This window comes from Cupriavidus sp. BIC8F, from assembly GCF_032465815.1.
In the GTDB taxonomy this organism is placed as follows: Bacteria; Pseudomonadota; Gammaproteobacteria; order Burkholderiales; family Burkholderiaceae; genus Cupriavidus; species Cupriavidus necator.
Map to the genome: position 1 here is coordinate 1,094,510 of NZ_CP136094.1, position 25,597 is coordinate 1,120,106.

Consider the following 25,597-nt stretch of genomic DNA (forward strand, 5'->3'; position numbering starts at 1 on the left):
CAGTGCTATGTTTATCTGTGACTGCACCTGGAAGGAAATAACGTGAATCCGCTCGAACTGAGCAAGGCCGTCGGCGCACTGACCGACGAAGATCTGCGCAAGGCAGCCGAAGCCGCACAGGCCACCCACCGCGCCACCGTACTGGTGCGCGAGCTGGCGGCCCACCACCGCTCGCGCCTGCTGAAGCATTTCCTCGCCCTGGGCGAGGAGGATCGCCTGCTCCGTTTTGGCCAGTCCGTGGGCGACCACGTGATCGAAGCCTATGTCGACAGCATCGACTTCGACCATGACAGCGTGTTCGGCGTGTACGACGACAAGCTCGAGCTGATCGGCGTGGGCCACTTCGCCAACCTGCGCGACAACGCCCAGGGCCGCGTGGCGGAGTTCGGCGTGTCGGTGTCGGGCCGCGCCCGCGGTCGCGGCATCGGCAGCGCGCTGTTCGAGCGTGCCGCGATCCACGGCCGCAACACCAATGTGCGCACGCTGTACATGCATTGCCTGTCGCGCAACGCCGCGATGATGCACATTGCCAAGAAGGCCGGCATGAAGGTCCAGTACGCCTACGGCGAGGCCGATGCCTACCTGGAACTGCCGCCGGCCGACACCGCCAGCCGCCTGACCGAAGCGCTGGACGAGCAGCTCGCCGACCTGGACTACGCGGTGCGCCGCAACCTGCGCGACGCGCGCCGCTTCGGGCTGCGCTTCTGGCGCACCATGGTGCCGCAGAAGCACACCGCCTGAGCTCCGCGGGTCCGCTTATTGCGGGTTCCACGCAAACGGCGCATCGCATCGATGCGCCGTTTTTATTTGCGGCCTCAGGCTTGCCGCATCAGGCCGCGCCGCCCACTGGCAGCGCCGTGGTGTCCTTGATGCTTTCCAGCGCAAAGCTGGAACGCACGTCGATCACCGACGGGTGCGCCAGCAGCTGTTCCTGCATGAAGCGCGCGAAGTGCTCCATGTCTTCGACGTAGACCTTGAGCAGCAGATCCATTTCGCCGGTCATGGCGTGGCACGCGGCCACCTCCGGCCAGACCGCGATCGAGGCGCGGAACAGGTCCAGCGGTGCCTTGCCCTTGGGCGCGCCGCCATGCTTTTCCAGCCGGACATTGATATAGGCCAGCAGGCCAAGTCCGATCTTGTTGGGCTCCAGCAGCGCTGCGTACTGCCGGATCACGCCGATCTCCTCCAGCCGCCGGATGCGGCGCAGGCAGGGGCTGGGCGACAGGTTGACGCGCTCGGCCACTTCCAGGTTGGTCAACCGGCCGTTGGTCTGCAGCACTTCCAGGATCTTCCGGTCGATCTTGTCCAACTCCACCTTGCTCACGATATTGTTGCTCCGCAATATGTTTATTGGCAATTTTTTTGCGCAAATTTAGCAAACCGTGCACAAGTACGCAATTTTTTGTGTAATTACGTCCGATACAGGGCCGCTTCTGATGAGCTGACAGCCTTATCGGTCACTCGCGCGGCAGCCGGTCGGGCTGGGCAGACCTGTGCGGGGCGCCACCGCGAATCGCGGCCGCGCCCCGCCGGCCGGGAGCAGGCAAGGATGGTGCCAAGCCCGGCAAACAGGGAAGCGGCATTCTACGGGCGTTTGCGGACGAGGTCAGATTCTTCCTGGTGCACGCACAAGGCGAACAGGCAAAAAAAAAGCGCGCGAACCCTAAGGCTCGCGCGCTTGGCGGCGTCGCTGGCAGTGTCCGCTGGCGCGGCCCTGCCAGGGCTAGTCACCCGCCGCTGGCAGACGGGGAGCCCGGCGCCGCGGGTGCCGGCTGGCTGCCCGGAGCCCCCTGGCCACGCGGGCCGCGGTCGCCGCGCTGCAAGTGCTCGCGATGCATCTTCTCCATGCCGGCGCGGATTTCGTCGCGGGTCAGCTTGCCGTCGTGGTTGGCGTCAAGCTGGTCGAAACGCTTGGCCAGGCGCGGCAGGCCGGCGTTGGCCTCAGCCTTGGTCAACGCGCCGTCGCCGTTCTTGTCGGCAGCCTTGAACTTCTCGTCGAAGGCTGCCTGCATGCGCGCATGATGCTCGGCCATGGCGGCCTTCCGGTGCGCATCCATCTCGGCCTTGTCGATCTTGCCGTCGTGGTTGGTGTCGAGCTTGTTGAACCAGGCGTCGGCTTCCGCCTTGGAGATCGCGCCATCGCCGTCGGTATCGATCGACTTCATCCACATGCCGCCACCGTGGTGGTGATGGTGACCCATGCCGGGCTTGCCGGCCGGCGCAGCGGGTGCGGCGGGGGCGCTGGCCTGGGCAAATGCGCCACCGGCGACCAGGAGGGCGGCCGATGCGGCCAGGAACTGCTTCAGGATCTGCGGCTTGTGATTGCGTTGCATGTCTTGCTCCTTTTCATCACGTTTGGCATGTACGGATTAGAACGCAGACGATGCGGGGAAGTTGGCGCTTTTAATACGATGTTACCCGGCTCACAGAAAGGCCCGCGCGCCGTAAGGGAACGCAAGCAAGTGCGAATATTTGGCGCCCGGAATCAGTCCTTCGGCGCCAACTGGCCTTCGCCGGCCGCCTGCGGTGCCATCACCGGCTGGTACTGGCGCGGATCGACCGGTTGCGGCTGCGGTTGCGCGGGCTGGGCCTGCTGCGCAGGCGCCTGGCCTTGCGGCTGCTGGGCCGGGAGCTGGCTCACGACCGGCGCCGGGGGCGGCATCGGCGTTGCCATCGGTGCCGCGGCGCCGGCGGGCGGCGTGGGCAAGGCACCGGCCGCTGCCGGTGCGCCGCGCGCGGCACCGGCCTGCAGCGGCAGCACGATTTCCTGGCGCACGCCGCTGCGCTCGATCACCACCGCACGCTGGCGGATCTCCGCCAGCCGGATCTGCGGCGACAGCTCGGCGCCGGCGCGCACCGCTTTGGGCGGGCCGCCATCGATCGACACGATTGCCGCGCCCGCGCCGCCATCCACCTCGGCCACTACGCCGATCAGCTGCACGTCGCGCGGGCCGCCCTGCGCCGAGCCGCCGAACAGCGTCGCGACCGCGCCGGTCTCGACCGCCTCGGTCTGGGCCACGCGCGCGCTCTGCGGCACCGGGATGGTACGCATCGCGCTGAAGGTCAGCACCCAGTAGGTGGCAAGCGCACACAGCGCGATAAACAGCACCAGGCTGGCCAGGCGCGGCAGCCAGGGCGCGGAGGCATCGAAGCGAAGCGAAGGCCGGAGGGACAGTTGCATGGGATCGGGACCCTGGATACCCACAAGGCGGGCAATGGCGCGTGAGCGCAGACGCGCCAAGCGTACCAGAGCCCCATGACACTGTCTGCCGCGCCGGTGCCGCGCTGCCAACCCTTAGAGCAGGTCGTCCAGCAGGTCCGGCCCGAACACCTCACGCTCGATATGCGCCACCGGCACGCCCGCGCTGACCAGCGCATGACGCTGCGCCTGCATGAAGCCGAGCGGTCCGCACAGGTAGAAGCTGCCGTCGACAAAGCGCTGCAAGTCGGGCTGGCGCAGCAGTTCTGCCACCGGCATGGTGCCGGCGTGGTCGTAGTCGCGGCCGGCCACGTCACTTGCTTCCGGGGTTTCATAGCTGATGTGGGTGACCAGCTGCGGCAGGCGTTCGCGCGCCCATTGCAGGTCGGCGCGATGGGCGTGGTGGCGGCCATCGCGCGCGGCATGGGCAAACAGCACCTGGCGCTGCGATCCCTGCGCGGCCAGGGTGCGCAGCACCGACAGCATCGGCGTGATGCCGATGCCGGCCGACAGCAGCACCAGCGGGCGGCGCCCGTCGAGCGCCGGCGTGAACTCGCCGAACGGCGCGCTCACCTTGAGTTCAGTGCCCTCCTGAGCATTGGCGTGCAGCCAGTTGGACACCGCGCCGGCCGGGGTGGTGCGGTCGCCCGCCTCGCGCTTGACCGAGATGCGCCAGGTCGGCAGCCCGTTTTCGGCCGACAGCGAATACTGGCGCAGCTGGCGCTGGCCATCGTCGAGGCGCGCCTCGACGCTGATGTACTGGCCCGGGCGGAACGCACGCAGCGGCTGGCCGTCGGCGGCAGCCAGGGTGAGCGCCACCACCTGGTCGCCCTGCGCCTCGCGCCGCACCACGCGCACCGGCGTCAGCTCGCCGGCGGCCACGCCGGTGCGCTGGTACAGGCGCGCCTCGGCGGCGATCAGCTCGCCGGCCAGCAGCCAGTAGGCCTCGTCCCAGGCGGCCAGCAGCGGCGGCGCGGCGGCCTCGCCCAGCACCGCGGAGATGGCGCCCAGCAGGTGGCGGCCGACGATCGGGTAGTGCGCGGGCGTCAGGCCCACGGCCGCATGCTTGTGGACGATGCGCTCGAGCACCGGCCCCAGCGCCGCCGCGTTATCGATATTGGCCGCATAGGCGAACACGGCCGAGGCCAGCGACTGCTGCTGGCTGCCGTTGGCCTGGTTGCCCATGTTGAACATCTGCGTCAGCTCGGGCCGGTCCGCGAACATCTCGCGGTAGAAATGCGTGGTGATGGCCAGGCCGTGCTCGCGCAGCACGGGAACGCTTGCATCGATATAGGGGCGGGAAGCGGCGGACAGCATCAGGAAACACTCCGTTTTAAATCATGCAAATAAAATGCATGTTTTTGCTCAAAATAGAACCGGCTCTCGCCGGCCCGCGCGGACAGGATCCGCTCAGGCCGAACGCCGGTCCAGGAAATCGCGATGCAGGCGGATGATCGACTCGGCCGTCTGGCTGCCGGTGACATCGGCCAGCGTGACGTCGTCCAGGGCGCGGTAGAAAGCCTGCTCGGCCACGTCCAGCGCGCGCTTCAGGCGGCAGTTGCCGTTCAGCGCACAGGGCGGGTTGTCGCAGTCGATCACCGCCTTGTGCCCTTCCAGCTCGCGCAGGATGGTGCCGATGGTCAGCCGCTCGGCGCCGGGGCCCAGCTGCAGGCCGCCGTGGCGGCCGCGCGTGGCACTGATCCAGCCCAGCTTCGACAGCCGCGCCGCCACCTTGACGAGGTGGTTGTGCGAGATGCCGAACTGCTGCCCCACCTCGGCAATGGTGATCGGCCGGCTGCCGTCGCCACGGGCGACGTACATCAGCAGGCGCAACGCATAGTCGGAAAAGCGGGTCAGTTGCATCGTGCCGCCATCTTAAAAAAGATGCATCCAGGATGCAAGTTATTTCCCTGCCGGATGCCCGTCCTCGGGACCTGTGATCCGGATCAGACATTGCTGAGGTGCCGAAGGGGCCGCCCATAAAACAGTCATGTGGCGCCGGTTATACTGACTGGCGAACCCGGCCCGCCGCCCCCCAACCGGTGCGGGCCCAGCCATTCAAGCCAAGAGGTCCACTGACGATGCGCAGATTCACTCCCCAGATTGCCAGCCCCGCCCGTTCCGTGCGTGCCCGCCGTGCGCGCGGCTTCACCCTGATCGAGATCATGGTCGTGATCGTGATCCTTGGCGTGCTGGCGGCGCTGGTGGTGCCCAAGATCATGAGCCGTCCGGACGAGGCCCGCATCGTGGCCGCGCGCCAGGACATCTCGTCGATCATGCAGGCGCTCAAGCTGTATCGCCTGGACAACAGCCGCTACCCCACCACCGAGCAGGGCCTGGCCGCGCTGGTGGCCAAGCCCACCACTGAGCCCGTGCCCAACAACTGGAAGGGCGGCGGCTACCTGGAAAAGCTGCCCAAGGATCCCTGGGGCCATCCGTACCAGTACCTGAACCCGGGCGTGCGCGGCGAGATCGACGTGTTCAGCTTCGGCGCCGACGGCCAGGCCGGCGGCAACGGCAACGACGCCGACATCGGCAACTGGGAATAAGCACAGCCCCGCCACCACCCCTGCAACCATGACCACGGCGCCGCGCCGCCGCGCGACCGGCCCCCGGCGCCGCGGCTTTACACTGCTAGAGCTGCTGGTGGTCATGGTGATCGCCGGCATCGTGATCTCGCTGGTGGCGGTCAACGCCTCGCCCAATGAACGGGGCCGCGTGCTCGACGACGGCCAGCGCATCGCGCGGCTGTTCGAGCTGGCGCAGGAAGAGGCGCAGCTTGGCGCCCGCCCGCTCGCCTGGGAGGGCGACGCCAGCGGCTGGCGCTTCCTGGAATCGACCCCCAACGGCTGGATCCCCATGCGTACCGACGTGTTTGCCCCGGGCCACTGGCGCCTGGCGCTGGACCAAGTGATCGTGGCCGAAGGGGGCCGCCGCACCGGAACCAGCAGCCCGCCCCGGCTGATCTTCGGGCGCGAGCTGATCGATACCCCGCAGCGGCTGATCCTGGTGCGCGGCGATATCCGCGTGGACGTTGCCGGCGACGGCAGCGGCCGCTATTTCGCCAGCACGCCATGAAACCCTGCCTTCGCTCTTTGCCCCGGCCGGCCCGGCGCGGGCGCAACGCTGGCTTTACGCTGATCGAAGTGCTGGTGGCGCTGACCATCCTGGCGGTCGCGCTGACCGCGGCGATGCGCGCGATGGGCTCGATGGTCGATGCCAGCGCGTCCCTGCAGGCGCGCATGCTGGCCGAGTGGAGCGCCGAGAACCACCTGGCCGCGCTGCGCCTGGCCAAGACCTGGCCCGAGCCTGGCGTCAGCGGCTATGCCTGCCCGCAGGGCGGCACCCCGCTGTATTGCGAGCAATCCGTCTCGGGCACGCCCAATCCCGTTTTCCGCCGCGTCGAGATCGCGGTCTACCCGTCCGCCGCGGACAAATCCGTACGCCTGGCGTGGCTGGTCACCATTGTCCCCAATGAAACCCGCAACGTGCTCTGAACGCCGCCGCCCGCGGCGGCCCGGCGGCTTCACGCTGCTGGAGATGCTGGTCGCCATCACGCTGCTGGCGGTGATGGCGGTGATCGGCTGGCGCGCGCTGGACAGCCTGACGCGCAGCCGCGAGCGCCTCACCGACCACGATGCGCGCCTGGACGCGCTGAAGGTGCTCTACGGCCAGCTCCAGGCCGACTGCGAGCACCTGGCCAACCCCACGCTGCTGCAGGCCAGCCCGGTCGAGATCGGCCAGAACCGGCTGCTGCTGGTGCGCGACCGGCGCGATGAAGGCCAGCCGCCGACTTGGCAGGCGCTGTCGTACCAGCTCGACGGCAATACCCTGGTGCGCGTGGCCGCGCCGCCGGTGAACAGCCGCGCCGGCCTGCAATCGGCCCTGCTGGCGCTGCGCCAGGGCGGCGGCAACACCGCGCAGGTGCGGCGCGTGCTGGCCGACGTGGGCGGCATGAGCATGCGCGCATGGGTGGAGCCCGCCGGCTGGCAGGCCGACAGCGGGCGCATCCGCAACGTGCTGTTCGCGGGCAACGCCGCCAGCGCCGTGGCCGCCTCCGCGCCCGGCGCCGCGCAGCCCAACACCGCGGTGCGCGCGGTGGAACTGACCATCTTCGCCCGCATGGGCGACGGCGATGCGCCGCGGCAGTTCCAGAAGATCTGCATGACCGGGCTATGAGGCAAGCCAGCCGCCCGCCTCGCCTGGTGCCGTTGCACCGCCGCCCGCGCGGTGCGGCCGTCGTCACCGCGCTGCTGATGGTGACGCTTGCCGTGGTGGTGGTGTCCGGCATGCTGTGGCGCCAGCAGGTGCAGATCCGCGCCGTCGAAAACCAGCGGCTGCTGGCCCAGGCCACCTGGATCGAGCGTGCCGCCGTGGACTGGGCGCGGCTGATCCTGCGCGACGACCAGCGCCGCACCAATGTCGACGAACTGGGCGAGCCGTGGGCGGTGCCAATCGCCGAGACGCGGCTGTCGGACTTCCTCGGCGCGGCACTGCGCACCGACGTCGCGGGCGAGACCTCGTTCCTGTCAGGCCGCATCCTGGATGCGCAGGCGCGCCTGAACCTGGCCAACCTGGTGGTGTGGACCGCCACTGGCGGCGAAGGCGGCCAGGCAGGCCGCGCGGCCTCGGTCGACCCGGCGGCGCAGGCCGCATACCGCCGCCTGCTGCAGACGGTCGGCCTGAACCCGGCGCTGGCCGAGACCACGGCGCGCTACATGCTGCAGGCCGCGCAGGGCGGCAATGCCAGCGGCCAGCCGGCGCCGCGCCCGCTGGACAGCGTGCAGGGGCTGATGGCGCTACCCGGCTACACGCCGGAGATGGTGGCGGTGCTGGAACCCTTTGTCACCGTGCTGCCCGAGCGCACGCTGGTCAACGCCAACACCGCCGAGGCCGAGGTGCTGGCCGCGGTCATCGACAAGCTGCCGCTGGAGCGCGCGCGCGAACTGGTGCGCCAGCGCGACCGCGCCTACTTCAACAACCTGGGCAACCTGCAGACCCAGCTGGCCGCGGTGGCGCCGCAGGCGGATGCCGCCAACCTCGGCAACCTGCTCGACGTGCGTACGCACTACTTCCTGGTCTACGGATTGGTGCGGCACGAGCGCGCCACCCGGCTGCAGGTGTCGCTGATCTTCCGCGGCGAGCCGCTGGGCACGGCCAACACCACCCGTGTGGTCTGGATCCAGGATGCGGACCGACTGCCGGACCTGCGCTGAGCGGCGCCCGCCAGGCCAGGCGACAGGCCGAATTTGCACGCGCAAGCAACCGGGGAGAATGGTATTGACGCGGTTTAGTCACACAGGCAAGGTATGCTGCGGCGCTGGCGCGAGCGTGGCCCCAGCCCACCCGCCGCCGTCCGGCCTTCCTGGCCGCCCGCCGGCATCCCCGCGCTCCGGCAAGTTTCTAACTCCGGGGCGATCCAGGGCGCATCCCAACCGGCCATGCGCCTGCCCGAGCCGTTCCACTGACGCCAAAGCAAGGAAACCTTGAGCACCACCCTGTACGTCCGCCTGCCACACCGGCCGCATGACCAGCCGCAACCGTGGCAGTTCGGCACCCTGCCGTTCGCGCTGGTGCGCACGGCCACGGCCGACACGGCGCGGCGTGGCCAGGCCCGTGCGGCGCCGGAAGTGTTGCGTGAAGGCCACGCCCGCATCGCTGACCTGCCCGCGGCCGAGCGCCTGGTGCTGATCCTCGCCGCCAGCGACGTACTGCTGACCACGGCCAGCGTGCCGCCGCTGCCGCCCGCCCGTTTGAAACAGGCGCTTCCCAACCTGGTCGAGGACGCGCTCGCGACCGATGCGCAGCCGTGCCATATCGGCGTGGGCCCTGCCCTGGACGGCAGCGCCGCGCGCGGAGCGCGCCAGCGGCTGCTGATGGTGGCCGACCGCGCCTGGCTGCGCGCCGTGCTCGACGCCTTTGCCGAACACCGCCACCGGCGCCGCCATGTGCTGGCCGCGCAGCTGTGCGTGCCGCTGGCCGCCGCCGCGCAAGCCAGCACCGAGCCGTCACTGGCGAGCGCCGACGCGCCGCCGCCGGCGGCTACGCTGGTGGTCGAAGCCGCCGCCAGCGCCCTCGCCCTGAGCGGCGAGTTGAGCGATGAGTTAAGCGGCGAACTGCCCGGCACCGCCGCCGACGCCGCACGCCAGTGGCAACTGACCGTGCGCACCGGCGCACACGCCGGCTACGGCTTGCTGCTGGGCGACGATGCCCTGGCCGCATGGCAGGCGCTTGCGCCCGCCGGCACCTGGTATGCCGATGCCGACGCTGCCGCCGCGGCGCCGGTGCCCGACATGAGCCAGGCCGCCCGCACCAGCTGGCACCTGTGGATCGAAGGCGCGCAGGACTGCCTGCGCGAGCCGGCGCTGGACCTGGCGCAGTTTGAATTCGCGCAGGGCCGTGCCGACCGCTGGAACCTGGTGGCATGGCGCGTGCCGCTGGCATTGCTGGCGGGCATCGTGCTGGTCCAGGTCATTGGCATGAACACCCACTGGCTGCTGCTGCGGCGCGAGCAGCAGCGGCTGGAAGCCGCGCAGCTGCAGGCGCTGCACGGCGCCTTCCCGCAGATCCAGACCGTGCTCGACGCGCCGCTGCAGATGCGGCGGCAGGTCGAGCAGCTGCGCACCGCCAGCGGCCGCAGCACGCCGGAAGACTTCCTGCCGCTGGCCGACCGCTTTGCCCAGGCCGCGCGCAGGCTGCCGCCCGACGCGCTGCAGGCGCTGGAGTACCGCGGCCGCATGCTGGTGGTGACGCTCAAGCCAGGCACGGACACGGCCGGGCTGCGCAGCGCCGCGCGCCAGGCCGGGCTGCAGATGGAAGAAGACAAGGCCGGAGGTGCGGCTGGCAGTACCAGCAGCAGCGCAGGCACCCCGGTGACGCCCGGCTCGCGCTGGACCGTCAGGCCCGGCCTGTAAGCGGGCCCACCAGCATGAACCCCATGAAAGACACAGACCGAAGCCAGACGCCACGCGCCAGCCGGCCAGGCGCGACCTCTGCGCTGCGCACGCGCCTGGCGCGGCTGCGCCCGTCCGTGCCGCAGGCGTGGCAGGAACGCTTCAACGCCTTCTGGTCAGCGCGCAACCCGCGCGAACAGGCCATCCTGGCCGGCGGCGGCGCCGTGCTGGCGCTGGTGATCGGCTACCTGGTGCTGTGGGAGCCGGCCGCCGACGGCCGCGAGCGCCTGGCGCACAGCCTGCCCAAGCTGCGCGCCGACCTGGCCGAAATGGAAACCCTGGCGCAGGAAGCCCGCGGCCTGAAGGCCACGCCGGCGCCGTCGCTGCGCGGCGACGCGCTCACACAGGCGCTGCAGGACAGCCTGGGCCAGCACGGCCTGAAGGCGACCCGGCTTGCCGCCGGCGCCGACAACAGCGTGCAGGTGCAACTGGACAAGGTGCCCTTCGGCGCGGTCAGCGGCTGGCTGCAGGACGTGCGCCAGCAGCAGCGCATGAAGGTGATCGACGCCCGTATCGTCTATGTCGGCGCCACGGCGCTGGTGAACGTCAGCGCGACCCTGCAGGGTCCGGGCGGCCGCAGCTGATGGTACGGCTGGAAACGCTGCGCCTGCCGCGCCGCAAGCTGCGCCAGCCGGCCGCATGGCGGCGCCTGCGCTGGCTGGGGCTTGGCCTGGCGAGCGCCGCGGTGACCGTGGTGGCGATGCTGCCGGCGACATGGATCGCCGCGCGCGTGGCCACGCAGACGCAGGGACGGGTACTGCTGGCCGATGCCAGCGGCTCGCTCTGGCATGGCAGCGCCACGCTGGCGCTGTCGGCCGGCGCCGGCAGCCAGACCGCCACCGTGCTGCCCGGCCGGCTGCAATGGACGCTGGCGTTCTGGCCGCTGCTGGGCGGCAGCGCGCGCCTGGTGGTGAGCCACTCCGAGGCCATGGCCGCGCCGGTCGCCATCACCGTGACGCCCGGCGGCTGGAGCGCGCAGGCAGGCGCCATCCGGCTGCCCGCGGCGCTGCTCGAAGGCATCGGCGCGCCGTTCAATACGCTGCGCCCGGACGGCCTGATGCGCGTGGACTGGTCCACGCTGCAGGGCCGCTTTTCAGGCCAGGGCATGAGCGGCCATATGACGCTGCGCATCGAACAGGTGTCGTCGGCCGTGAGCCGGCTGCGCCCGCTGGGCAGCTACCGCGCCGAGCTCGACTGGACCGGCGAGGGTGGCGGCAAGCTGCAGCTGAGCACCATCGCCGGGCCGCTGCACCTGGAGGGCAGCGGCACGCTGGGGCGGCAGGCGCGCTTCGAGGGCACCGCGCACGCCGAGCCCGAAGCGGCAACGCAACTGACCAGCCTGCTGAGCCTGCTGGGACGACGAGACAATAATGTGACAAGGCTGCGCTTCTGATGCCAGGCCAATCCAGGAGCGCCCGGAAATGACTATGAAAACCCACGCCATCCGACCTGTTTTCCATACCGCCTGCGCCCGCGCCGTGGCCCTGCTGTGCGGGCTCTCGCTGCTGGCGCCCGCGCCGTTGTGGGCCCAGCCCGGCGCGCGCACCGGCACCCCGCCCGCGCCGCCCGACATCACGCCGTCCAATCGCGACCAGGTGGTGCTGAACTTCGTCAACGCCGACCTTGATTCGGTGATCAAGGCGGTCGGCCAGGCCACCGGCAAGAACTTCGTGATCGACCCGCGCGTGAAGGGCACGGTCAACCTGGTCACCGAGCAGCCGGTCTCGCGCGCGCAGGCGCTGCAGACGCTGGGCTCGGTGCTGCGCATGCAGGGCTATGCCATGGTCGAGAGCAACGGCTTCACCAAGGTCGTGCCCGAGGCCGACGCCAAGCTGCAGGGCTCGCCCACGGTGATCGGCGCCAGCCCCAGCCGCGGCGACCAGGTGGTGACGCAGGTGTTCCGGCTGAACTATGAATCGGCCAACAACCTGGTGCCGGTGCTGCGGCCGATGATCGCGCCCAACAACACCATCACCGCCTACCCGGCCAACAACACGCTGGTCATCACTGACTACGCCGACAACCTGCGCCGGCTGGCGCGCATCATCGCCGCGGTCGATGCGCCGGCCTCGGGCGAGGTCGAGCTGGTGCCGCTCAAGCACGCCCTGGCCAGCGATACCGCGGCGGTGCTGCAGAAGCTGCTCGACCCCGGCGCCGCGGGCGCCACCGGCGGCGCCGCACCGGGCGTCGACGCCAGCCTGCGCACCTCGGTGGTGGCGGAGCCGCGCAGCAATTCGCTGATGATCCGCGCCACCAGCCGCGCGCGGCTGCAGCAGGCGCGCCAGCTGATCGAAAAGCTCGACCAGCCCTATGCGCGCCCCGGCAATATCTGGGTGGTGCCGCTGAAGAACGCCGATGCGGTCAAGCTGGCGGCCACGCTGCGCGCCATCGTCGCCGCCGACAGCAGCTTTGCCAGCGCCACCCAGCCCGGCGGGCAGGCCGGCGGCATCGGCGGCGCGGCGGGCATGACCAATGTCTCGACGCCGGCCGGCGGCCAGTTCACCGGCGGCGCCACCGGCACCCAGGCCAGCATGCGGGGCGGCGCAGCGGGAGGCTCCGGCGGCGCCTACGGCAACTCGGCCTTCGCCGCGTCGTTCGGCACCAGTACCCAGCCGACCACCGGCGGCATCATCCAGGCCGACCAGTCCACCAACTCGCTCATCATCACCGCCAGCGAACCGGTCTACCGCAACCTGCGCGGCGTGATCGACGACCTCGACGCGCGCCGCGCGCAGGTCTACATCGAATCGATGATCGTCGAGGTCACCGCCACGCAGGCGAGCCAGCTTGGCATCCAGTGGCAGGGCCTGATCAGCTCGCCAGGCGGCAACAACAACGTCTTTGCCGGCACCAACTTCGGCACCGGCGGGCAAAATATCCTGAACCTGACCCTGGCCGGGGCGCTGGCCGACAGCAACCGCACCGCCGGCATCGCCGCTGCGCAGCAACTGGTCCCCGACCTCGGCGGCCTGAACCTGGGCATCGTCAACAAGGCCCTGGGGCTGGGCGCTCTGCTGCGCGCGCTGGGCACCAACGGCAGTGTCAACCTGCTGTCCACGCCGAACCTGATCACGCTGGAGAACGAGGAAGCCAAGATCCTGATCGGCCAGAACATCCCGATCACCACCGGCTCCTATGCCCAGACCGGCGGCGCGGCCTCGGTCACGCCGTTCCAGACCTTCGACCGCAAGGACGTGGGCATCACGCTGCGCGTGAAGCCGCAGATCACCGACGGCGGGCTGGTGAAGATGCAGATCTTCCAGGAATCATCATCAGTGGTGCAGTCGACCGCCAACCTGATCCAGGGCCCGACCACCAATGTGCGCTCGATCGAGACCAATGTGCTGGTCGACGACGGCCAGATCATCGTCCTGGGCGGCCTGATCGAGGACTCATACGGCGACGGCGTGCAGAAGGTGCCGCTGCTGGGCGACATCCCATGGATCGGCGGCCTGTTCCGCTACGAGAACAAGAACCGCTCCAAGACCAACCTGCTGGTGTTCCTGCGCCCCTATGTGATGCGCACGGCCGGCGCCGCCGACCGCCTGACGCAGGACCGCTACGACTATATGCGCGCGCAGCAGCAGGGCTTTGTTTCGCCTAACATCATGGTGCGTGATACCAACACGCCGTTGCTGCCGCCGGCCGACGCACCGTCCACGCCGTTCGTCGATCCGCGTGCAAATGGCCCGGTCGCGGCCCCGCTGCCCCTGCAGCAGACCCTTCCGCAGAATGCCCCGCAGCCCGGCGTGCCGGGCCAGCCACAGCCCGTGCAGCCGGCGAACGCACCCCAGCCGCTGAGCCTGCGCGGCGAGTCTGCGTTCCAGAACTAAGCCCCGACATGGCTAGCGAAGTCCAAACTGCCCTGCCCGCCGGCGCCAACGCGCCGGCCGAGACCCTGGAGCCGCCCTCGCCGATGGCCGCTCGGCTGGTTTCATACGGCTTTGCGCGCGAGGCGCCGCTGCTGGTCGCGCACCAGCGCCCTGACGGACTGGAAGTCTGGGTGACCCGCGCCACCTCTCCGACCGCGCTGGCCGAGGTCGCGCGCGTGCATGGCGCGCTGCGCCTGCGCGTGCTGGAGCCCGAAGCGCTGGAACGCGCCATGGCCGATGCCTACAACCGCCAGGACGCCGGCAGCGCCGCGCAGGTGGTCGGCGAGGTCGAAGGCGAGGTCGACCTGTCGCGCCTGATGCAGGACATCCCGGCGGTGGAGGACCTGCTTGAATCCGAGGACGACGCGCCGATCATCCGCATGATCAATGCGCTGCTGACGCAGGCCGCGCGCGAAGGCGCCTCGGATATCCATATCGAGCCGTTCGAGTCGTCGTCAGTCGTGCGCTTCCGCGTGGACGGCACGCTGCGCGACGTGGTGCGGCCGAAAAAGGCGCTGCACGGCGCGCTGATCTCGCGCATCAAGATCATGGCGCAACTCGACATCGCCGAGAAACGCCTGCCGCAGGACGGCCGCATCACGCTGCGCGTGGGCGGGCGCCCGGTCGACGTGCGGGTCTCGACCCTGCCCACCGGCCACGGCGAGCGCGCGGTGCTGCGCCTGCTGGACAAGGAAGCGGGCCGGCTCGACCTGGCCAAGCTGGGCATGGCGCCCGTCACGCTGCGCGGCTTCGACCACCTGATCCGCCAGCCGCACGGCATCGTGCTGGTGACCGGGCCGACCGGCTCGGGCAAGACCACCACGCTGTATGCGGCGCTGTCGCGGCTGGATGCGCGCACCACCAACATCATGACGGTGGAAGACCCGATCGAGTACGACCTGGACGGCATCGGCCAGACCCAGGTCAACGCGCGCATCGACATGACTTTCGGCAAGGCCCTGCGCGCGATCCTGCGCCAGGACCCGGACGTGGTCATGATCGGCGAAATCCGCGACCTGGAAACCGCGCAGATCGCGGTGCAGGCCTCGCTGACCGGCCACCTGGTGCTGGCCACGCTGCACACCAACGACTCGGCCTCGGCGGTGACGCGGCTGGTCGACATGGGGATCGAGCCGTTCCTGCTGTCGTCGTCGCTGCTGGGGGTGCTGGCGCAGCGGCTGGTACGCCGCCTGTGCCAGCACTGCAAGCGCGAGGATGTGATCGAGGTCACTGCCGCCGAGGCCGAGGTGCTGCACGCGCAGGGCAAGCCGCTGCAGACCGTGTGGCACCCGGTGGGCTGCGACAAGTGCGGCCAGTCCGGGTACCAGGGGCGCATGGGCGTGTATGAGCTGCTGACCGTCGGTGACGAGATCCGCACCATGATCCACCGGCAGGCGCCGGAGTCCGAGATCAAGCAGGTGGCGCTGGCGCACGGCATGCACACCATGCGCGGTGACGCGCAGCGCTGGGTCGACAGCGGCGCGACCTCGCTCGAGGAAGTGCTGCGCGTGACGCGCGACTAAAGCGGAGCCGCCCGGATGCCAGCCTTCCGCTATGAAGCCGCCGACGCCGCCGGCAAGACCGACCGCGGCGTGATCGAGGCCGACAGCCCGCGACAGGCGCGTTCGCAGCTGCGCGCGCGCGGGCTGACACCACTGACCGTCGACCCGCTGGCCGGTGCCGGCCTGGTGCCGCGCAGCGGCAGCCAGCTGTTCGCGCGCAGGCTGTCGACGCAGGAGCAGGCGCTGTTCACGCGCCAGCTGGCCAGCCTGATCGTGGCGGGGCTGCCGCTGGACGAGGCCCTGGGGGCACTGGCCGACCAGGCCGAGCGCGCCTATGTGCACGAGCTGCTGGCCGGCATCCGCGCCGAGGTGATGGGCGGCAGCTCGCTGTCGGTGGCGCTGGCGCAGCACCCGCGCGACTTCCCCGACATCTACCGCGCGCTGGTCTCGGCCGGCGAGCACTCCGGCCACCTGGGACTGGTGCTGGAGCGGCTGGCCGGCTATATCGAATCGCGCAACACGCTGAGCTCAAAGATCCGGCTGGCCTTCACCTACCCGGCCATCGTCACGGTGGTGGCGTTTGCCATCGTGATCTTCCTGCTGTCGTACGTGGTGCCGCAGGTGGTGAGCGTGTTCGCCAACACCAAGCAGAAGCTGCCGACGCTGACCATCGTCATGCTGGCGCTGTCGGACTTCGTGCGCAACTGGTGGTGGGCGGCGCTGGCGGTGATCGCGGTGGCGGCGTTCAGCATCCGCCGCCTGCTGCGCCAGCCCGCGGTGCGGCTGGAATGGCACCGCTGGCTGCTGACCGCGCCGCTGCTGGGCAAGCTGATCCGCGGCTACAACACCGCGCGCTTTGCCGGCACGCTGGCCATCCTGGTGTCGGCCGGGGTGCCGATCCTACGCAGCCTGCAGGCCGCGGGCGAGACCCTGACCAACGAGGCGCTGCGCGCCAACGTGGAAGACGCCAACACCCGTGTGCGCGAAGGCGCCTCGCTGGCGCGCGCGCTGGCGGCGCAGAACCAGTTCCCGCCGGTGCTGGTGCATCTGATCCGCTCCGGCGAAGCCACCGGCAACCTGCCGGTGATGCTGGACCGCGCCGCCCAGGGCGAGGCGCAGGAACTGGAACGCCGCACGCTGTTCCTGACCAGCCTGCTGGAACCGCTGCTGATCCTGACCATGGGCGTGGTGGTGCTGCTGATCGTGCTGGCGGTGCTGATGCCGATCATCGAAATCAACCAGTTGGTGCGGTAAGGGCCTCTGCCAAAGAAAACGCCGGCGCGAAGCCGGCGTTTTCTTTGGCGGGTAGGGCCGGCATTGCGCCGGCCGGCCACATCACTCCGCTTTCTTGGCCGGGCGCTTGCGTGTCTTCCTGGCCGGTGCCCGGGCGGGCGCCGCCTCGGCAGCGGCTGTCTCGGGCTGGGGCTGGGCTTCTGGCTGCACTTCAACCTGCGCCGACAGCACCGTCGTGCCCGGCGCGGCAAAGATCGACTGGTCGATGGGCCACGGGGTTTCGCTCAGCGTCACGTCGGGGCGGCGCGTGGCGCGCTTGCGTGCGGGGCGGGCCTTGGACTCAGCCTGCGGCGCTGCCTCCGCCACCGGCTCGCCCACGGACTCCGGCTCGACCACTTCGGCCGCGACGACCGACAGCTCAATAGCGGGTTCGCGCACTGGCACCGGCTCAGGCGCCGCCTCTGGCTGGGCCACGACGGGCGCAGGCGGATCCGCGGGCACGGGCGCCGGTGCCGGCTGGCGGCGCGCTTCAGGCTGTGCCTGGGCCTGCTGGGCCGGGCGCTGCTGCTGCGACTGTTGTGGCTGGGATTGCTGCGGCTGGCCACGCCCGTCGCTCTCCCCGCCACCCTTGGAACGCTTCTTGAGCCGGATCCAGATGGTCTTGTTGTTGCCGCCGTTGCGGGTCTCGACCTCGAACAGGCCGGTGGCCTGCACCAGCTCGGAAAGCTTGCCGTAGCCGTAGTTGCGCGAGTCGAATTCCGGCGCCTGCTTGGCGATATGATTGCCCATGCTGCCCAGCGTCAGCCAGCCGTCTTCGTCCGACACGGCCTGCGCCGCGTTCTGCAGCAGGCGCACCAGGCGCGAGTCCTGGCGCAGTTCGCCGGTGCTGCGCTTGCGCGTGGGCGCGGCAGCCCCGTCGACGCCTTCGGCCCCTTCCGTATCCGCGTCGGCGCGCAGCACGTCGGAGTAGATGAACTTGTCGCAGGCGGTGACAAAGGGCTTGGGGGTCTTGCGCTCGCCGAAGCCGTAGACGGTCAGCCCCTGCTCGCGGATGCGCGAGGCCAGGCGGGTGAAGTCGCTGTCGCTGGAGACAATGCAGAAGCCGTCGAAGCGCCCGGTGTAGAGCAGGTCCATGGCGTCGATGATCATGGCGCTGTCGGTGGCGTTCTTGCCCACGGTGTAGCGGAACTGCTGGATCGGCTGGATAGAGTGCGACAGCAGGCGCTCCTTCCAGCCGGCCAGGTTGGGCCGGGTCCAGTCGCCGTAGATGCGCTTGACGGCGGCCACGCCGTACTTGGCGACCTCGGCCAGCAGGCCTTCGACGACGGCGGGCGCCGCGTTGTCGGCGTCGATCAGCACGGCCAGGGTCGCAGTGCCCTGGCGGGGGGAATTGGTCATGTTCAGGTAGTCACTGGTTTGCCCGTCTCATGCGTACATCAGGACGGGCAATCGGAAATCAGGTTGCACCAGGCTGGCTGTGCAGGTGTGGCGCATCGCAGACAGCCTGGCAGCGGCACGGGCCATCTCGATGCAACGCAGTGTACACGCGAACCCCTGTCCATACGGGAAATCACGGGCGCGACAGGCACGCTTTGTGCTGCATCGCAAGGTACCGCCAATTTTGTGGCGGTGCTACCATGCCGCGCAGAGACACGACCGTCCTACGCCTTCACAAGAGGCTACGAGGCGGTCGCCCACAACTGTAGGTGTCGGTGATCCCGACAGCACGCCCATAGAGGAGCACCTATGAATGCCCCCCTGACCTCCCCGGTCAGCGACGCCATCCGCCGCGCGCTCGAAAACGTTTCCCTCGAAGACAAATACACGCTGGAGCGTGGCCGCATCTATATCAGCGGCACGCAGGCCCTGGTACGTCTGCCGATGCTCCAGCAGGAACGCGACCGCGCCGCCGGGCTGAACACCGCCGGCTTTATCTCCGGCTACCGGGGCTCGCCGCTGGGCGCGCTGGACCTGTCGCTGTGGAAGGCCAAGAAGCACCTCGCCGCGCACAATATCGTGTTCCAGGCCGGCCTGAACGAAGACCTGGCCGCGACCTCGGTGTGGGGTTCGCAGCAGGTGAACATGTATCCGGATGCCAAGTTCGATGGCGTGTTCGGCATGTGGTACGGCAAGGGGCCGGGCGTGGACCGCACCGGCGACGTGTTCAAGCACGCCAACTCGGCGGGATCGTCGAAGCACGGCGGCGTGCTGGTGCTGGCCGGCGACGACCATTCGGCCAAGTCCTCGACGCTGGCGCACCAGTCCGAGCATATCTTCAAGGCCTGCGGCCTGCCGGTGCTGTATCCGTCCAACGTGCAGGAATACCTGGACTACGGCCTGCACGGCTGGGCCATGAGCCGCTACTCCGGGCTATGGGTGGCGATGAAGTGCGTGACCGACGTGGTGGAATCGTCGGCCTCGGTGGAACTGGACCCGCACCGCGTGCAGATCGTGCTGCCGGACGACTTCATCATGCCGCCGGGCGGCCTGAACATCCGCTGGCCGGATCCGCCGCTGGAACAGGAAGCGCGCCTGCTTGACTACAAGTGGTACGCGGGCTTGGCCTATGTGCGCGCCAACAAGATTGATCGCATCGAGATCGATTCGCCGCACGCGCGCTTCGGCATCATGACCGGCGGCAAGGCCTACCTCGACACGCGCCAGGCACTGGCCGACCTGGGCCTGGACGATGCCACCTGCTCGCAGATCGGCATCCGCCTGTACAAGGTCGGCTGCGTGTGGCCGCTGGAGGCGCACGGCGCCCGCGCCTTTGCCGAAGGCCTGCAGGAAATCCTGGTGGTCGAAGAGAAGCGCCAGATCATGGAGTACGCGCTCAAGGAAGAGCTGTACAACTGGCGCGATGACGTGCGCCCCAAGGTCTACGGCAAGTTCGACGAGAAGGACAACGCGGGCGGCGAATGGTCGATCCCGCAAAGCAACTGGCTGCTGCCAGCGCACTATGAGCTGTCGCCGGCGATCATCGCCAAGGCCATCGCCACGCGCCTGGACAAGTTCGACATGCCGGTGGACGTGCGCGCGCGCATTACCGCGCGCCTGGCCATCATCGAGGCCAAGGAAAAGGCGCTGGCCACGCCGCGCGTGACGGCGGAGCGCAAGCCGTGGTTCTGCTCGGGCTGCCCGCACAACACCTCGACCAATGTTCCCGAGGGCTCGCGCGCGCTGGCCGGCATCGGCTGCCACTACATGACGGTGTGGATGGACCGCAATACCAGCACCTTCAGCCAGATGGGCGGCGAAGGCGTGGCGTGGATCGGCCAGGCGCCGTTCGCGGGCGACAAGCACGTGTTCGCCAACCTGGGCGACGGCACCTACTTCCACTCCGGGCTGCTGGCGATCCGCGCGTCGATCGCGGCCAACGTCAACATCACCTACAAGATCCTGTACAACGATGCGGTGGCGATGACCGGCGGCCAGCCGGTGGACGGCCAGCTGTCGGTGCGGGACATCGCCTGGCAGGTGCACAGCGAAGGCGCGAAGAAGATCGTCATCGTCAGCGACCAGCCGGAGAAGTACAACGGCGCGATCAAGCTGCCCGAAGGCATCACGATCTATCACCGCGACCAACTCGACAGCGTGCAGCGCGAGCTGCGCGAGGTGCCGGGTTGCACCATCCTGATCTACGACCAGACCTGCGCCACCGAGAAGCGCCGCCGCCGCAAGCGCGGCACGATGGAGGATCCGCAACGCCGCGCCTTTATCAATGACGCGGTCTGCGAAGGCTGCGGCGACTGTTCGGTCAAGTCGAACTGCCTGTCGGTGGAACCGCTGGAAACGGATTTCGGCACCAAGCGCCAGATCAACCAGTCGTCGTGCAACAAGGACTTCTCGTGCGTGAACGGCTTCTGCCCGAGCTTTGTCACGGCCGAAGGCGCGCAGGTGCGCAAGCCCGAGCAGCACGGCGTATCGATGGACACCCTGCCGGCGCTGCCTGAGCCGGAACTGCCGGCGATCCGCCGCGCCTACGGCATCCTGGTGACCGGCGTGGGTGGTACCGGCGTGGTCACCATCGGCGGCCTGCTCGGCATGGCCGCGCACCTGGAGAACAAGGGCGTGACCGTACTGGACATGGCGGGCCTGGCGCAGAAAGGCGGCGCGGTGCTGTCGCACGTGCAGCTGGCCGCGCGCCCGGACGACCTGCATGCCACGCGTATCGCGATGGGCGAGGCGGACCTGGTGATCGGCTGCGATGCGATCGTGTCGGCCACCGACGAAGTCATCTCCAAGACGCAGGCCGGCCGCACCCGTGCCGTGGTCAACACCGCGCAGACGCCGACCGCCGACTTCATCAAGAATCCGAAGTGGCAGTTCCCGGGCCTGTCGGCCGAGCAGGACGTGCGCACCGCCGTGGGCGAGAAGTGCGAGTTCATCAACGCCTCGGGTCTCGCCGTCGCGCTGCTGGGCGACGCGATCTACACCAACCCGCTGGTGCTCGGCTTTGCCTGGCAGAAGGGCTGGATCCCGCTGACGCTGCAGGCATTGGAGCGCGCCATCGAACTCAACGGTGTCGCCGTCGAGAAGAACAAGGCCGCGTTCGACTGGGGCCGCCATATGGCGCACGACCCTGAGCACGTGCTGTCGCTGACCGGCAAGCTGAATAGCACCGCGGAAGGCGCGGAAGTGGTCAAGATGCCGACTTCGAGCGGTGCGATGCTGGAGAAGCTGATCGCCCGGCGCATGGAACACCTGACGGCCTACCAGGATGCCGCGTACGCGCGCACCTACCGCGAAGCCATCGATCGCGTGCGCGTGGCCGAGAGCACGCTGGCTGGCAGCGGCAAGGCCCTGCCGCTGACCGAGGCCGCGGCGCGCAACCTGGCCAAGCTGATGGCGTACAAGGACGAGTACGAAGTGGCGCGGCTCTACACCGACCCTGTTTTCCTGGACAAGCTGCGCGCCCAGTTTGAAGGCGAGCCGGGCCGCGACTACCAGCTCAACTTCTGGCTGGCACCGCCGACGACGTCAAAGCGCGACGACAAGGGCCACCTGGTCAAGCGCAAGTTCGGTCCGTCGACGATGAAGCTGTTCCGCGTACTGGCGAAGATGAAGGGCCTGCGTGGCGGCATGTTCGATATCTTCGGCAAGACTGAAGAGCGCCGCATGGAACGCGCGCTGATCGGCGAGTATCGGGAGCTGCTGGATGAGCTGGTTGCGGGCCTGAGCCTGGCTAACTATGACACCGCGGTGACGCTGGCGAACCTGCCGGACGACATCCGCGGCTTTGGCCACGTGAAGGAAAACAACCTGAAGGCGGTACGCGCACGCTGGGCCAAGCTGCTGGAGCAATTCCGCCATCCGGAGACGGCGCAGCGCGCGGCCTGACTGGCCACGGCATGACACGACGGCCTCGCTTTGCATGAAGCGAGGCCGTTGTGCTTTCAGGGCTGTGCCAGCGTCGCTTCGCCCGGCTTCACATACATCGAGTTGCGCGGCTGCGCCAGCACGCGCCGCACCATCGGCTCGAAAAACGACAGCGGCAGCGTGTCGTAGTCCGTCATGAAAGCGGCGCCGTCGTACTTGCGGCAGAACTCCGCGGTGCGCTCGAACAGTTCGGGCTGGCTGCGGTATTGCTCGCGCAGGTTGCGGTCCAGGCCGAGGTGATGGAAGAAGTAGTAGCCCTGGAACACGCCGTGCTTTTCCACCATCCACAGGTTCTCGGGGCTGACGAATGGCTTGAGGATAGCGGCGGCGATATCGGGATGGTTGAAGCTGCCGAGCGTATCGCCGATATCGTGCAGCAGCGCGCAGACCACGTATTCCTCGTCCTGGCCGTCGCGGTGCGCCAGCGTCGCGGTCTGCAGCGAATGCGTGAGCCGGTCCACGGGAAAACCGCCGCAATCGCCATCCAGCAGGCGCAGGTGCGCCAGCACGCGCTCCGGCAGCGCCCGCGCGAACGGCATGAACTCGGCGGAGATGGCGGCCCAGTCGTCGCGGGTGCCGTGTTCCATATGGCTGAAGGTGGCGCGTGCAGGCGCGTGGATGTCGCTCATGCGGGTCTCCTGTTGTGGCAGCGTGCGCGATGGCCGCGCATCGTCTCGTCATGTTTTGCAGGCATTGTGGCACCCGCAGCGGCGCTACACTGTCAAAAAGCTAACAATGTGCCGGCATATTGCGGCGCACCACCAAGCATGCTGATCCGTCCTTTCCGACCGGAAGACCAATCCCGCGTCATTGCCTTGTGGCAGGCCTGCGGCCTGACCCGTCCGTGGAACGACCCGCAGCGCGATATCGCGCGCAAGCTGACCGCGCAGCCTGAGCTGTTCCTGGTCGGCGACATCGACGGCCATCCTGTCGCCACTGCCATGGTGGGGTTCGACGGGCATCGCGGCTGGGTCTACTATCTGGCGGTACAGCCCGGCCTGCAGGGCAAGGGGTACGGGCGCATGCTGATGGCGCATGCCGAACAGCTGCTGATCGAGCGGGGCTGTCCCAAGATCAACTTGCTGGTACGCGCAGGCAACCGCGCCGTGATCGATTTCTACGACAAGCTGGGCTACGCGCCCGACGAGGTGGTCAGCCTGGGAAAACGACTGATTCCCGATATTTAGTGGACACGCCGGACCGACAACAAGGAGACGACATGACTTTCCACGGAAGCTGCCACTGCGGCGCCATTGCCTTCGAAGTGGAGGCCGACAGCATCCCCAGCGTGATCCGCTGCAACTGCTCGATCTGCCGCCGGCGCGGCCACCTGCTGTGGTTCGTGCCGCGCGCGACGTTCAAGCTGGAAACGCCAGAGAGCAATGCCTCCACCTACCGCTTCAACACCATGAAGATCGCGCACCGCTTCTGCCCGGTGTGCGGCTGCGGCCCGTATGCGGACGGGCAGGACAAGGACGGCAAGCCGATGGCCGCGGTCAATGTGCGCTGCCTGGACAATGTCGACCTGGACAGCCTGAAGGTCATCGACTACGACGGGCTGCACCACTGAGGCCGCCATGTTCCGCATCCTGGGCATCGACCACCTGGTACTGCGCAGCGCCGACGTGGACGCGCTGCGGCGCTTCTATGTCGAGGTGCTCGGCTGCAGCGTGGAGCGCGAGCAAACCGACCTGGGCCTGACGCAGCTGCGCGCGGGCAGCGGGCTGATCGACCTGGTCGCGCTCGACGGCCCGCTCGGGCGCGCCGGCGGCGCGGGACCGGGTGCGCAGGGCCGCAACCTGGACCATTTCTGCCTGCGCATCGACCCGTTCGATGCCGACGCGGTGCGGGCGCAACTGGCACGGCATGGCGTGCAGGCCGGCGAGGTGGCGCAGCGCTTTGGCGCCGAAGGCAAGGGACCATCGCTCTATGTGAGCGATCCGGACGGCAACGTGGTCGAGCTCAAGGGACCGCCCGCGCCGGTGACCGCACAGTAACGCGCGTGCCCACGGCACCCCGCGCGCAGAGTGCGCGCGGGATCGCTACAATTTCCGACTGGCCCCACGCGCCGCCACCCATGGCGACCACCCCCGCCGGGCCCGCCATGACAACATTGGAAGCCAGCTCCGACGCGGACGCCGCCAGCACAGACCCAGACGCCAGCCCGGCACGCACCGGACCCGCGCACCCCGCCACGCCGCCGCGCCGGCTGGTCTGGATCCTCGGCCTGACCGAGACCATCTCCTGGGGCACGCTGTTCTTCGCCTTCACGGTTTTCATCGACCCCATGATCCGCAGCCTGGGCTGGTCCAAGCCCTTCCTGGCGGGCGGCTATTCGCTGGGGCTGCTGGTATGGGCGTTGTGCTCGTTCGCGGTGGGGCGGCTGCTGGACCGCGCACCGGCGCGCAAGGTGATGGGCGCGGGCTCGGTGCTGGCCGGGCTGGGCCTGCTGCTGTGGGCGTGGACGCCGTCGCAGAGCGTGTTCCTGCTGATGTGGGTGCCGATCGGGCTGGCCATGGCGACCACGCTGTACGAGCCCGCCTTCGTGGTGCTGCGCCAGGCCTATGGCGACCAGTACCAGAAGCCGATCGTGGTGGTCACGCTGATGGCCGGCTTTGCCAGCACGATCTTCGTGCCGCTGGCGCAATGGCTGGTGATCCATCTGGGCTGGCGCCCGACGCTGATGGGCTTCGCCGCGCTGAACCTGCTGGTCTGCGCGCCGCTGCACGCGCGCATGCGCTACGCGCTGCATCCCACCTACACCGGCATGACCCCCGCCGACGGCCAGGCCGGCAGCCGCGACATTGCCCGCGCCACGCTGCGCCAACCGGTGTTCTGGGCGGTGGTGCTGGCCTTTACTGCGACCGCGGTAGTGGCTTCGCTGCTGGGCGCGCACCTGATCCCGATGCTGACTGAGAAGGGTATGCCGGTGGCGCAGCAACTGGTGGTAGCCGCCCTGATCGGCCCGGCCCAGGTGGCGGGCCGCATGCTGATGATGCGCGCGGGGGTGCGCCACCCGGTGCGGCTGTCGCTGCCGGTCTATGCGCTGATGGGCGCCGGGCTGCTGTGCTTTGCGCTGGGGCACGGTGCCTGGCTGATGGTGGCCGCGGTGCTGTACGGCTGCGCCAATGGCGTCAACACCATGCTGCGCGCGATGGCCATGCCTGAGCTGATCTCGCGCCATCACTACGCCACGCTCAACGGGCTGATGATGACGCCGGTGCTGCTGATGCAGGCCGCCGCGCCGTGGCTGGGCGCGCTGCTGTGGCGTGCCGCCGGCGGCTACTGGCTGATGCTGTGGGTGATGGTGGCGCTGGCGCTGGGCGCGCTGCTGGCCTTCGGCTACGCGCTGCACCGGCGCGGACTGCTGCGCGTGGATGCCGCCAGCCGCTAGTGCTAGTGCGGTGCTGTCATGCCCGCCCCACGCCGATGCGGGACAATGACGGCTTTTGCAGGGGC

General features: G+C 69.2%; 24 protein-coding genes. 17 read left to right on the forward strand and 7 right to left on the reverse strand.

What is annotated here, in order from left to right:
* Positions 1 to 42 precede the first annotated feature (42 nt).
* Positions 43 to 741 carry a GNAT family N-acetyltransferase gene (locus RS901_RS05145; protein WP_316151785.1) on the forward strand — a complete coding sequence of 233 codons (699 nt, stop codon included), beginning with the start codon at positions 43 to 45 and terminating at the stop codon, positions 739 to 741.
* A gap of 88 nt (positions 742 to 829) precedes the next feature.
* Here the strand turns inward: RS901_RS05145 and RS901_RS05150 are convergent, their stop codons facing one another.
* The 5 genes from RS901_RS05150 to RS901_RS05170 form a co-directional block, all read right to left on the reverse strand.
* Positions 830 to 1,324 (reverse strand): Lrp/AsnC family transcriptional regulator, encoded by a 495-nt coding sequence (locus RS901_RS05150; protein ID WP_010813460.1) that lies wholly within the window; start codon positions 1,322 to 1,324, stop codon positions 830 to 832.
* Positions 1,325 to 1,727: 403 nt separating this feature from the next.
* Entirely contained in the window at positions 1,728 to 2,333 is a 606-nt protein-coding gene (locus tag RS901_RS05155; protein ID WP_316151787.1) for an EF-hand domain-containing protein, read from the reverse strand.
* Between the two features lie 152 nt (positions 2,334 to 2,485).
* Positions 2,486 to 3,181, reverse strand: coding sequence for a type II secretion system protein N (locus RS901_RS05160; protein WP_316151788.1), 696 nt, complete (start codon positions 3,179 to 3,181; stop codon positions 2,486 to 2,488).
* 114 nt (positions 3,182 to 3,295) lie between these two features.
* The gene (locus tag RS901_RS05165; protein ID WP_316151789.1) at positions 3,296 to 4,516 is read right to left on the reverse strand and encodes a globin domain-containing protein; all 1,221 of its coding nucleotides are present in this window, start codon (positions 4,514 to 4,516) and stop codon (positions 3,296 to 3,298) included.
* Positions 4,517 to 4,609: 93 nt separating this feature from the next.
* Positions 4,610 to 5,062 (reverse strand): RrF2 family transcriptional regulator, encoded by a 453-nt coding sequence (locus RS901_RS05170; protein WP_114131647.1) that lies wholly within the window; start codon positions 5,060 to 5,062, stop codon positions 4,610 to 4,612.
* Positions 5,063 to 5,280: 218 nt separating this feature from the next.
* Between RS901_RS05170 and gspG the strand changes: the two genes are divergently transcribed.
* The 11 genes from gspG (at position 5,281) to gspF (ending at position 16,780) form a co-directional block, all read left to right on the forward strand.
* Complete coding sequence (gspG, locus tag RS901_RS05175) at positions 5,281 to 5,748, forward strand: type II secretion system major pseudopilin GspG (RefSeq protein WP_035823430.1); 468 nt, start codon at positions 5,281 to 5,283, stop codon at positions 5,746 to 5,748.
* Positions 5,749 to 5,776: 28 nt separating this feature from the next.
* Entirely contained in the window at positions 5,777 to 6,277 is a 501-nt protein-coding gene (locus RS901_RS05180) for a GspH/FimT family pseudopilin (protein WP_316151790.1), read from the forward strand.
* Positions 6,274 to 6,696 carry a type II secretion system minor pseudopilin GspI gene (gene gspI, locus RS901_RS05185; protein WP_316151791.1) on the forward strand — a complete coding sequence of 141 codons (423 nt, stop codon included), beginning with the start codon at positions 6,274 to 6,276 and terminating at the stop codon, positions 6,694 to 6,696. The genes RS901_RS05180 and gspI overlap by 4 nt, the downstream gene beginning before the upstream one ends.
* The gene (locus tag RS901_RS05190) at positions 6,674 to 7,378 is read left to right on the forward strand and encodes a PulJ/GspJ family protein (protein WP_316151792.1); all 705 of its coding nucleotides are present in this window, start codon (positions 6,674 to 6,676) and stop codon (positions 7,376 to 7,378) included. The genes gspI and RS901_RS05190 overlap by 23 nt, the downstream gene beginning before the upstream one ends.
* Complete coding sequence (gene gspK / locus RS901_RS05195; protein ID WP_316151793.1) at positions 7,375 to 8,415, forward strand: type II secretion system minor pseudopilin GspK; 1,041 nt, start codon at positions 7,375 to 7,377, stop codon at positions 8,413 to 8,415. Before RS901_RS05190 ends, gspK begins: the two co-directional genes overlap by 4 nt.
* Positions 8,416 to 8,685: 270 nt before the next feature.
* Positions 8,686 to 10,113 carry a type II secretion system protein GspL gene (gene gspL / locus RS901_RS05200; protein WP_316151794.1) on the forward strand — a complete coding sequence of 476 codons (1,428 nt, stop codon included), beginning with the start codon at positions 8,686 to 8,688 and terminating at the stop codon, positions 10,111 to 10,113.
* A 14-nt stretch (positions 10,114 to 10,127) separates the two neighbouring features.
* Positions 10,128 to 10,736, forward strand: coding sequence for a type II secretion system protein M (locus RS901_RS05205; protein ID WP_316151795.1), 609 nt, complete (start codon positions 10,128 to 10,130; stop codon positions 10,734 to 10,736).
* Complete coding sequence (locus RS901_RS05210) at positions 10,736 to 11,545, forward strand: type II secretion system protein N (protein WP_316151796.1); 810 nt, start codon at positions 10,736 to 10,738, stop codon at positions 11,543 to 11,545. The genes RS901_RS05205 and RS901_RS05210 overlap by 1 nt, the downstream gene beginning before the upstream one ends.
* Positions 11,546 to 11,579: 34 nt before the next feature.
* A complete protein-coding gene (gene gspD / locus RS901_RS05215; RefSeq protein WP_316153389.1) occupies positions 11,580 to 13,985 on the forward strand; it encodes a type II secretion system secretin GspD in 2,406 nt (801 codons plus the stop codon).
* A gap of 8 nt (positions 13,986 to 13,993) precedes the next feature.
* Entirely contained in the window at positions 13,994 to 15,547 is a 1,554-nt protein-coding gene (gene gspE, locus RS901_RS05220; protein ID WP_316151797.1) for a type II secretion system ATPase GspE, read from the forward strand.
* 15 nt (positions 15,548 to 15,562) lie between these two features.
* A complete protein-coding gene (gspF, locus tag RS901_RS05225) occupies positions 15,563 to 16,780 on the forward strand; it encodes a type II secretion system inner membrane protein GspF (RefSeq protein ID WP_316151798.1) in 1,218 nt (405 codons plus the stop codon).
* A gap of 81 nt (positions 16,781 to 16,861) precedes the next feature.
* On the opposite strand, the gene RS901_RS05230 is transcribed toward gspF, so the two are convergent.
* Positions 16,862 to 18,157 carry an NYN domain-containing protein gene (locus tag RS901_RS05230; protein ID WP_316151799.1) on the reverse strand — a complete coding sequence of 432 codons (1,296 nt, stop codon included), beginning with the start codon at positions 18,155 to 18,157 and terminating at the stop codon, positions 16,862 to 16,864.
* Positions 18,158 to 18,505: 348 nt separating this feature from the next.
* Between RS901_RS05230 and RS901_RS05235 the strand changes: the two genes are divergently transcribed.
* The gene (locus RS901_RS05235; protein WP_316151800.1) at positions 18,506 to 22,099 is read left to right on the forward strand and encodes an indolepyruvate ferredoxin oxidoreductase family protein; all 3,594 of its coding nucleotides are present in this window, start codon (positions 18,506 to 18,508) and stop codon (positions 22,097 to 22,099) included.
* Between the two features lie 56 nt (positions 22,100 to 22,155).
* Here the strand turns inward: RS901_RS05235 and RS901_RS05240 are convergent, their stop codons facing one another.
* Positions 22,156 to 22,767 (reverse strand): HD domain-containing protein, encoded by a 612-nt coding sequence (locus RS901_RS05240; RefSeq protein ID WP_316151801.1) that lies wholly within the window; start codon positions 22,765 to 22,767, stop codon positions 22,156 to 22,158.
* Between the two features lie 138 nt (positions 22,768 to 22,905).
* On the opposite strand from RS901_RS05240, the gene RS901_RS05245 reads away from it, so the two are divergent.
* From RS901_RS05245 to RS901_RS05260, 4 genes are all read left to right on the forward strand, one after another.
* Complete coding sequence (locus tag RS901_RS05245) at positions 22,906 to 23,325, forward strand: GNAT family acetyltransferase (RefSeq protein WP_316151802.1); 420 nt, start codon at positions 22,906 to 22,908, stop codon at positions 23,323 to 23,325.
* Positions 23,326 to 23,357: 32 nt separating this feature from the next.
* Positions 23,358 to 23,708 carry a GFA family protein gene (locus RS901_RS05250; protein ID WP_013958300.1) on the forward strand — a complete coding sequence of 117 codons (351 nt, stop codon included), beginning with the start codon at positions 23,358 to 23,360 and terminating at the stop codon, positions 23,706 to 23,708.
* A gap of 7 nt (positions 23,709 to 23,715) precedes the next feature.
* Entirely contained in the window at positions 23,716 to 24,135 is a 420-nt protein-coding gene (locus RS901_RS05255) for a VOC family protein (RefSeq protein ID WP_316151803.1), read from the forward strand.
* Positions 24,136 to 24,215: 80 nt separating this feature from the next.
* Positions 24,216 to 25,532: an MFS transporter gene (locus tag RS901_RS05260; protein ID WP_410054154.1), complete on the forward strand. Its 1,317-nt coding sequence runs from the start codon at positions 24,216 to 24,218 to the stop codon at positions 25,530 to 25,532.
* Positions 25,533 to 25,597: the final 65 nt, after the last annotated feature.

Coding starts and splice junctions, on each gene's coding strand:
- RS901_RS05155 (WP_316151787.1), bottom strand. CDS start 2,333: ATGCAACGCAATCACAAGCCGCAGATCCTGAAGCAGTTCCTGGCCGCA.
- RS901_RS05160 (WP_316151788.1), bottom strand. CDS start 3,181: ATGCAACTGTCCCTCCGGCCTTCGCTTCGCTTCGATGCCTCCGCGCCC.
- RS901_RS05165 (WP_316151789.1), bottom strand. CDS start 4,516: ATGCTGTCCGCCGCTTCCCGCCCCTATATCGATGCAAGCGTTCCCGTG.
- RS901_RS05170 (WP_114131647.1), bottom strand. CDS start 5,062: ATGCAACTGACCCGCTTTTCCGACTATGCGTTGCGCCTGCTGATGTAC.
- gspG (WP_035823430.1), top strand. CDS start 5,281: ATGCGCAGATTCACTCCCCAGATTGCCAGCCCCGCCCGTTCCGTGCGT.
- RS901_RS05180 (WP_316151790.1), top strand. CDS start 5,777: ATGACCACGGCGCCGCGCCGCCGCGCGACCGGCCCCCGGCGCCGCGGC.
- gspI (WP_316151791.1), top strand. CDS start 6,274: ATGAAACCCTGCCTTCGCTCTTTGCCCCGGCCGGCCCGGCGCGGGCGC.
- RS901_RS05190 (WP_316151792.1), top strand. CDS start 6,674: ATGAAACCCGCAACGTGCTCTGAACGCCGCCGCCCGCGGCGGCCCGGC.
- gspK (WP_316151793.1), top strand. CDS start 7,375: ATGAGGCAAGCCAGCCGCCCGCCTCGCCTGGTGCCGTTGCACCGCCGC.
- RS901_RS05205 (WP_316151795.1), top strand. CDS start 10,128: ATGAACCCCATGAAAGACACAGACCGAAGCCAGACGCCACGCGCCAGC.
- RS901_RS05210 (WP_316151796.1), top strand. CDS start 10,736: ATGGTACGGCTGGAAACGCTGCGCCTGCCGCGCCGCAAGCTGCGCCAG.
- gspD (WP_316153389.1), top strand. CDS start 11,580: ATGAAAACCCACGCCATCCGACCTGTTTTCCATACCGCCTGCGCCCGC.
- gspE (WP_316151797.1), top strand. CDS start 13,994: ATGGCTAGCGAAGTCCAAACTGCCCTGCCCGCCGGCGCCAACGCGCCG.
- gspF (WP_316151798.1), top strand. CDS start 15,563: ATGCCAGCCTTCCGCTATGAAGCCGCCGACGCCGCCGGCAAGACCGAC.
- RS901_RS05230 (WP_316151799.1), bottom strand. CDS start 18,157: ATGACCAATTCCCCCCGCCAGGGCACTGCGACCCTGGCCGTGCTGATC.
- RS901_RS05235 (WP_316151800.1), top strand. CDS start 18,506: ATGAATGCCCCCCTGACCTCCCCGGTCAGCGACGCCATCCGCCGCGCG.
- RS901_RS05240 (WP_316151801.1), bottom strand. CDS start 22,767: ATGAGCGACATCCACGCGCCTGCACGCGCCACCTTCAGCCATATGGAA.
- RS901_RS05245 (WP_316151802.1), top strand. CDS start 22,906: ATGCTGATCCGTCCTTTCCGACCGGAAGACCAATCCCGCGTCATTGCC.
- RS901_RS05250 (WP_013958300.1), top strand. CDS start 23,358: ATGACTTTCCACGGAAGCTGCCACTGCGGCGCCATTGCCTTCGAAGTG.
- RS901_RS05255 (WP_316151803.1), top strand. CDS start 23,716: ATGTTCCGCATCCTGGGCATCGACCACCTGGTACTGCGCAGCGCCGAC.
- RS901_RS05260 (WP_410054154.1), top strand. CDS start 24,216: ATGGCGACCACCCCCGCCGGGCCCGCCATGACAACATTGGAAGCCAGC.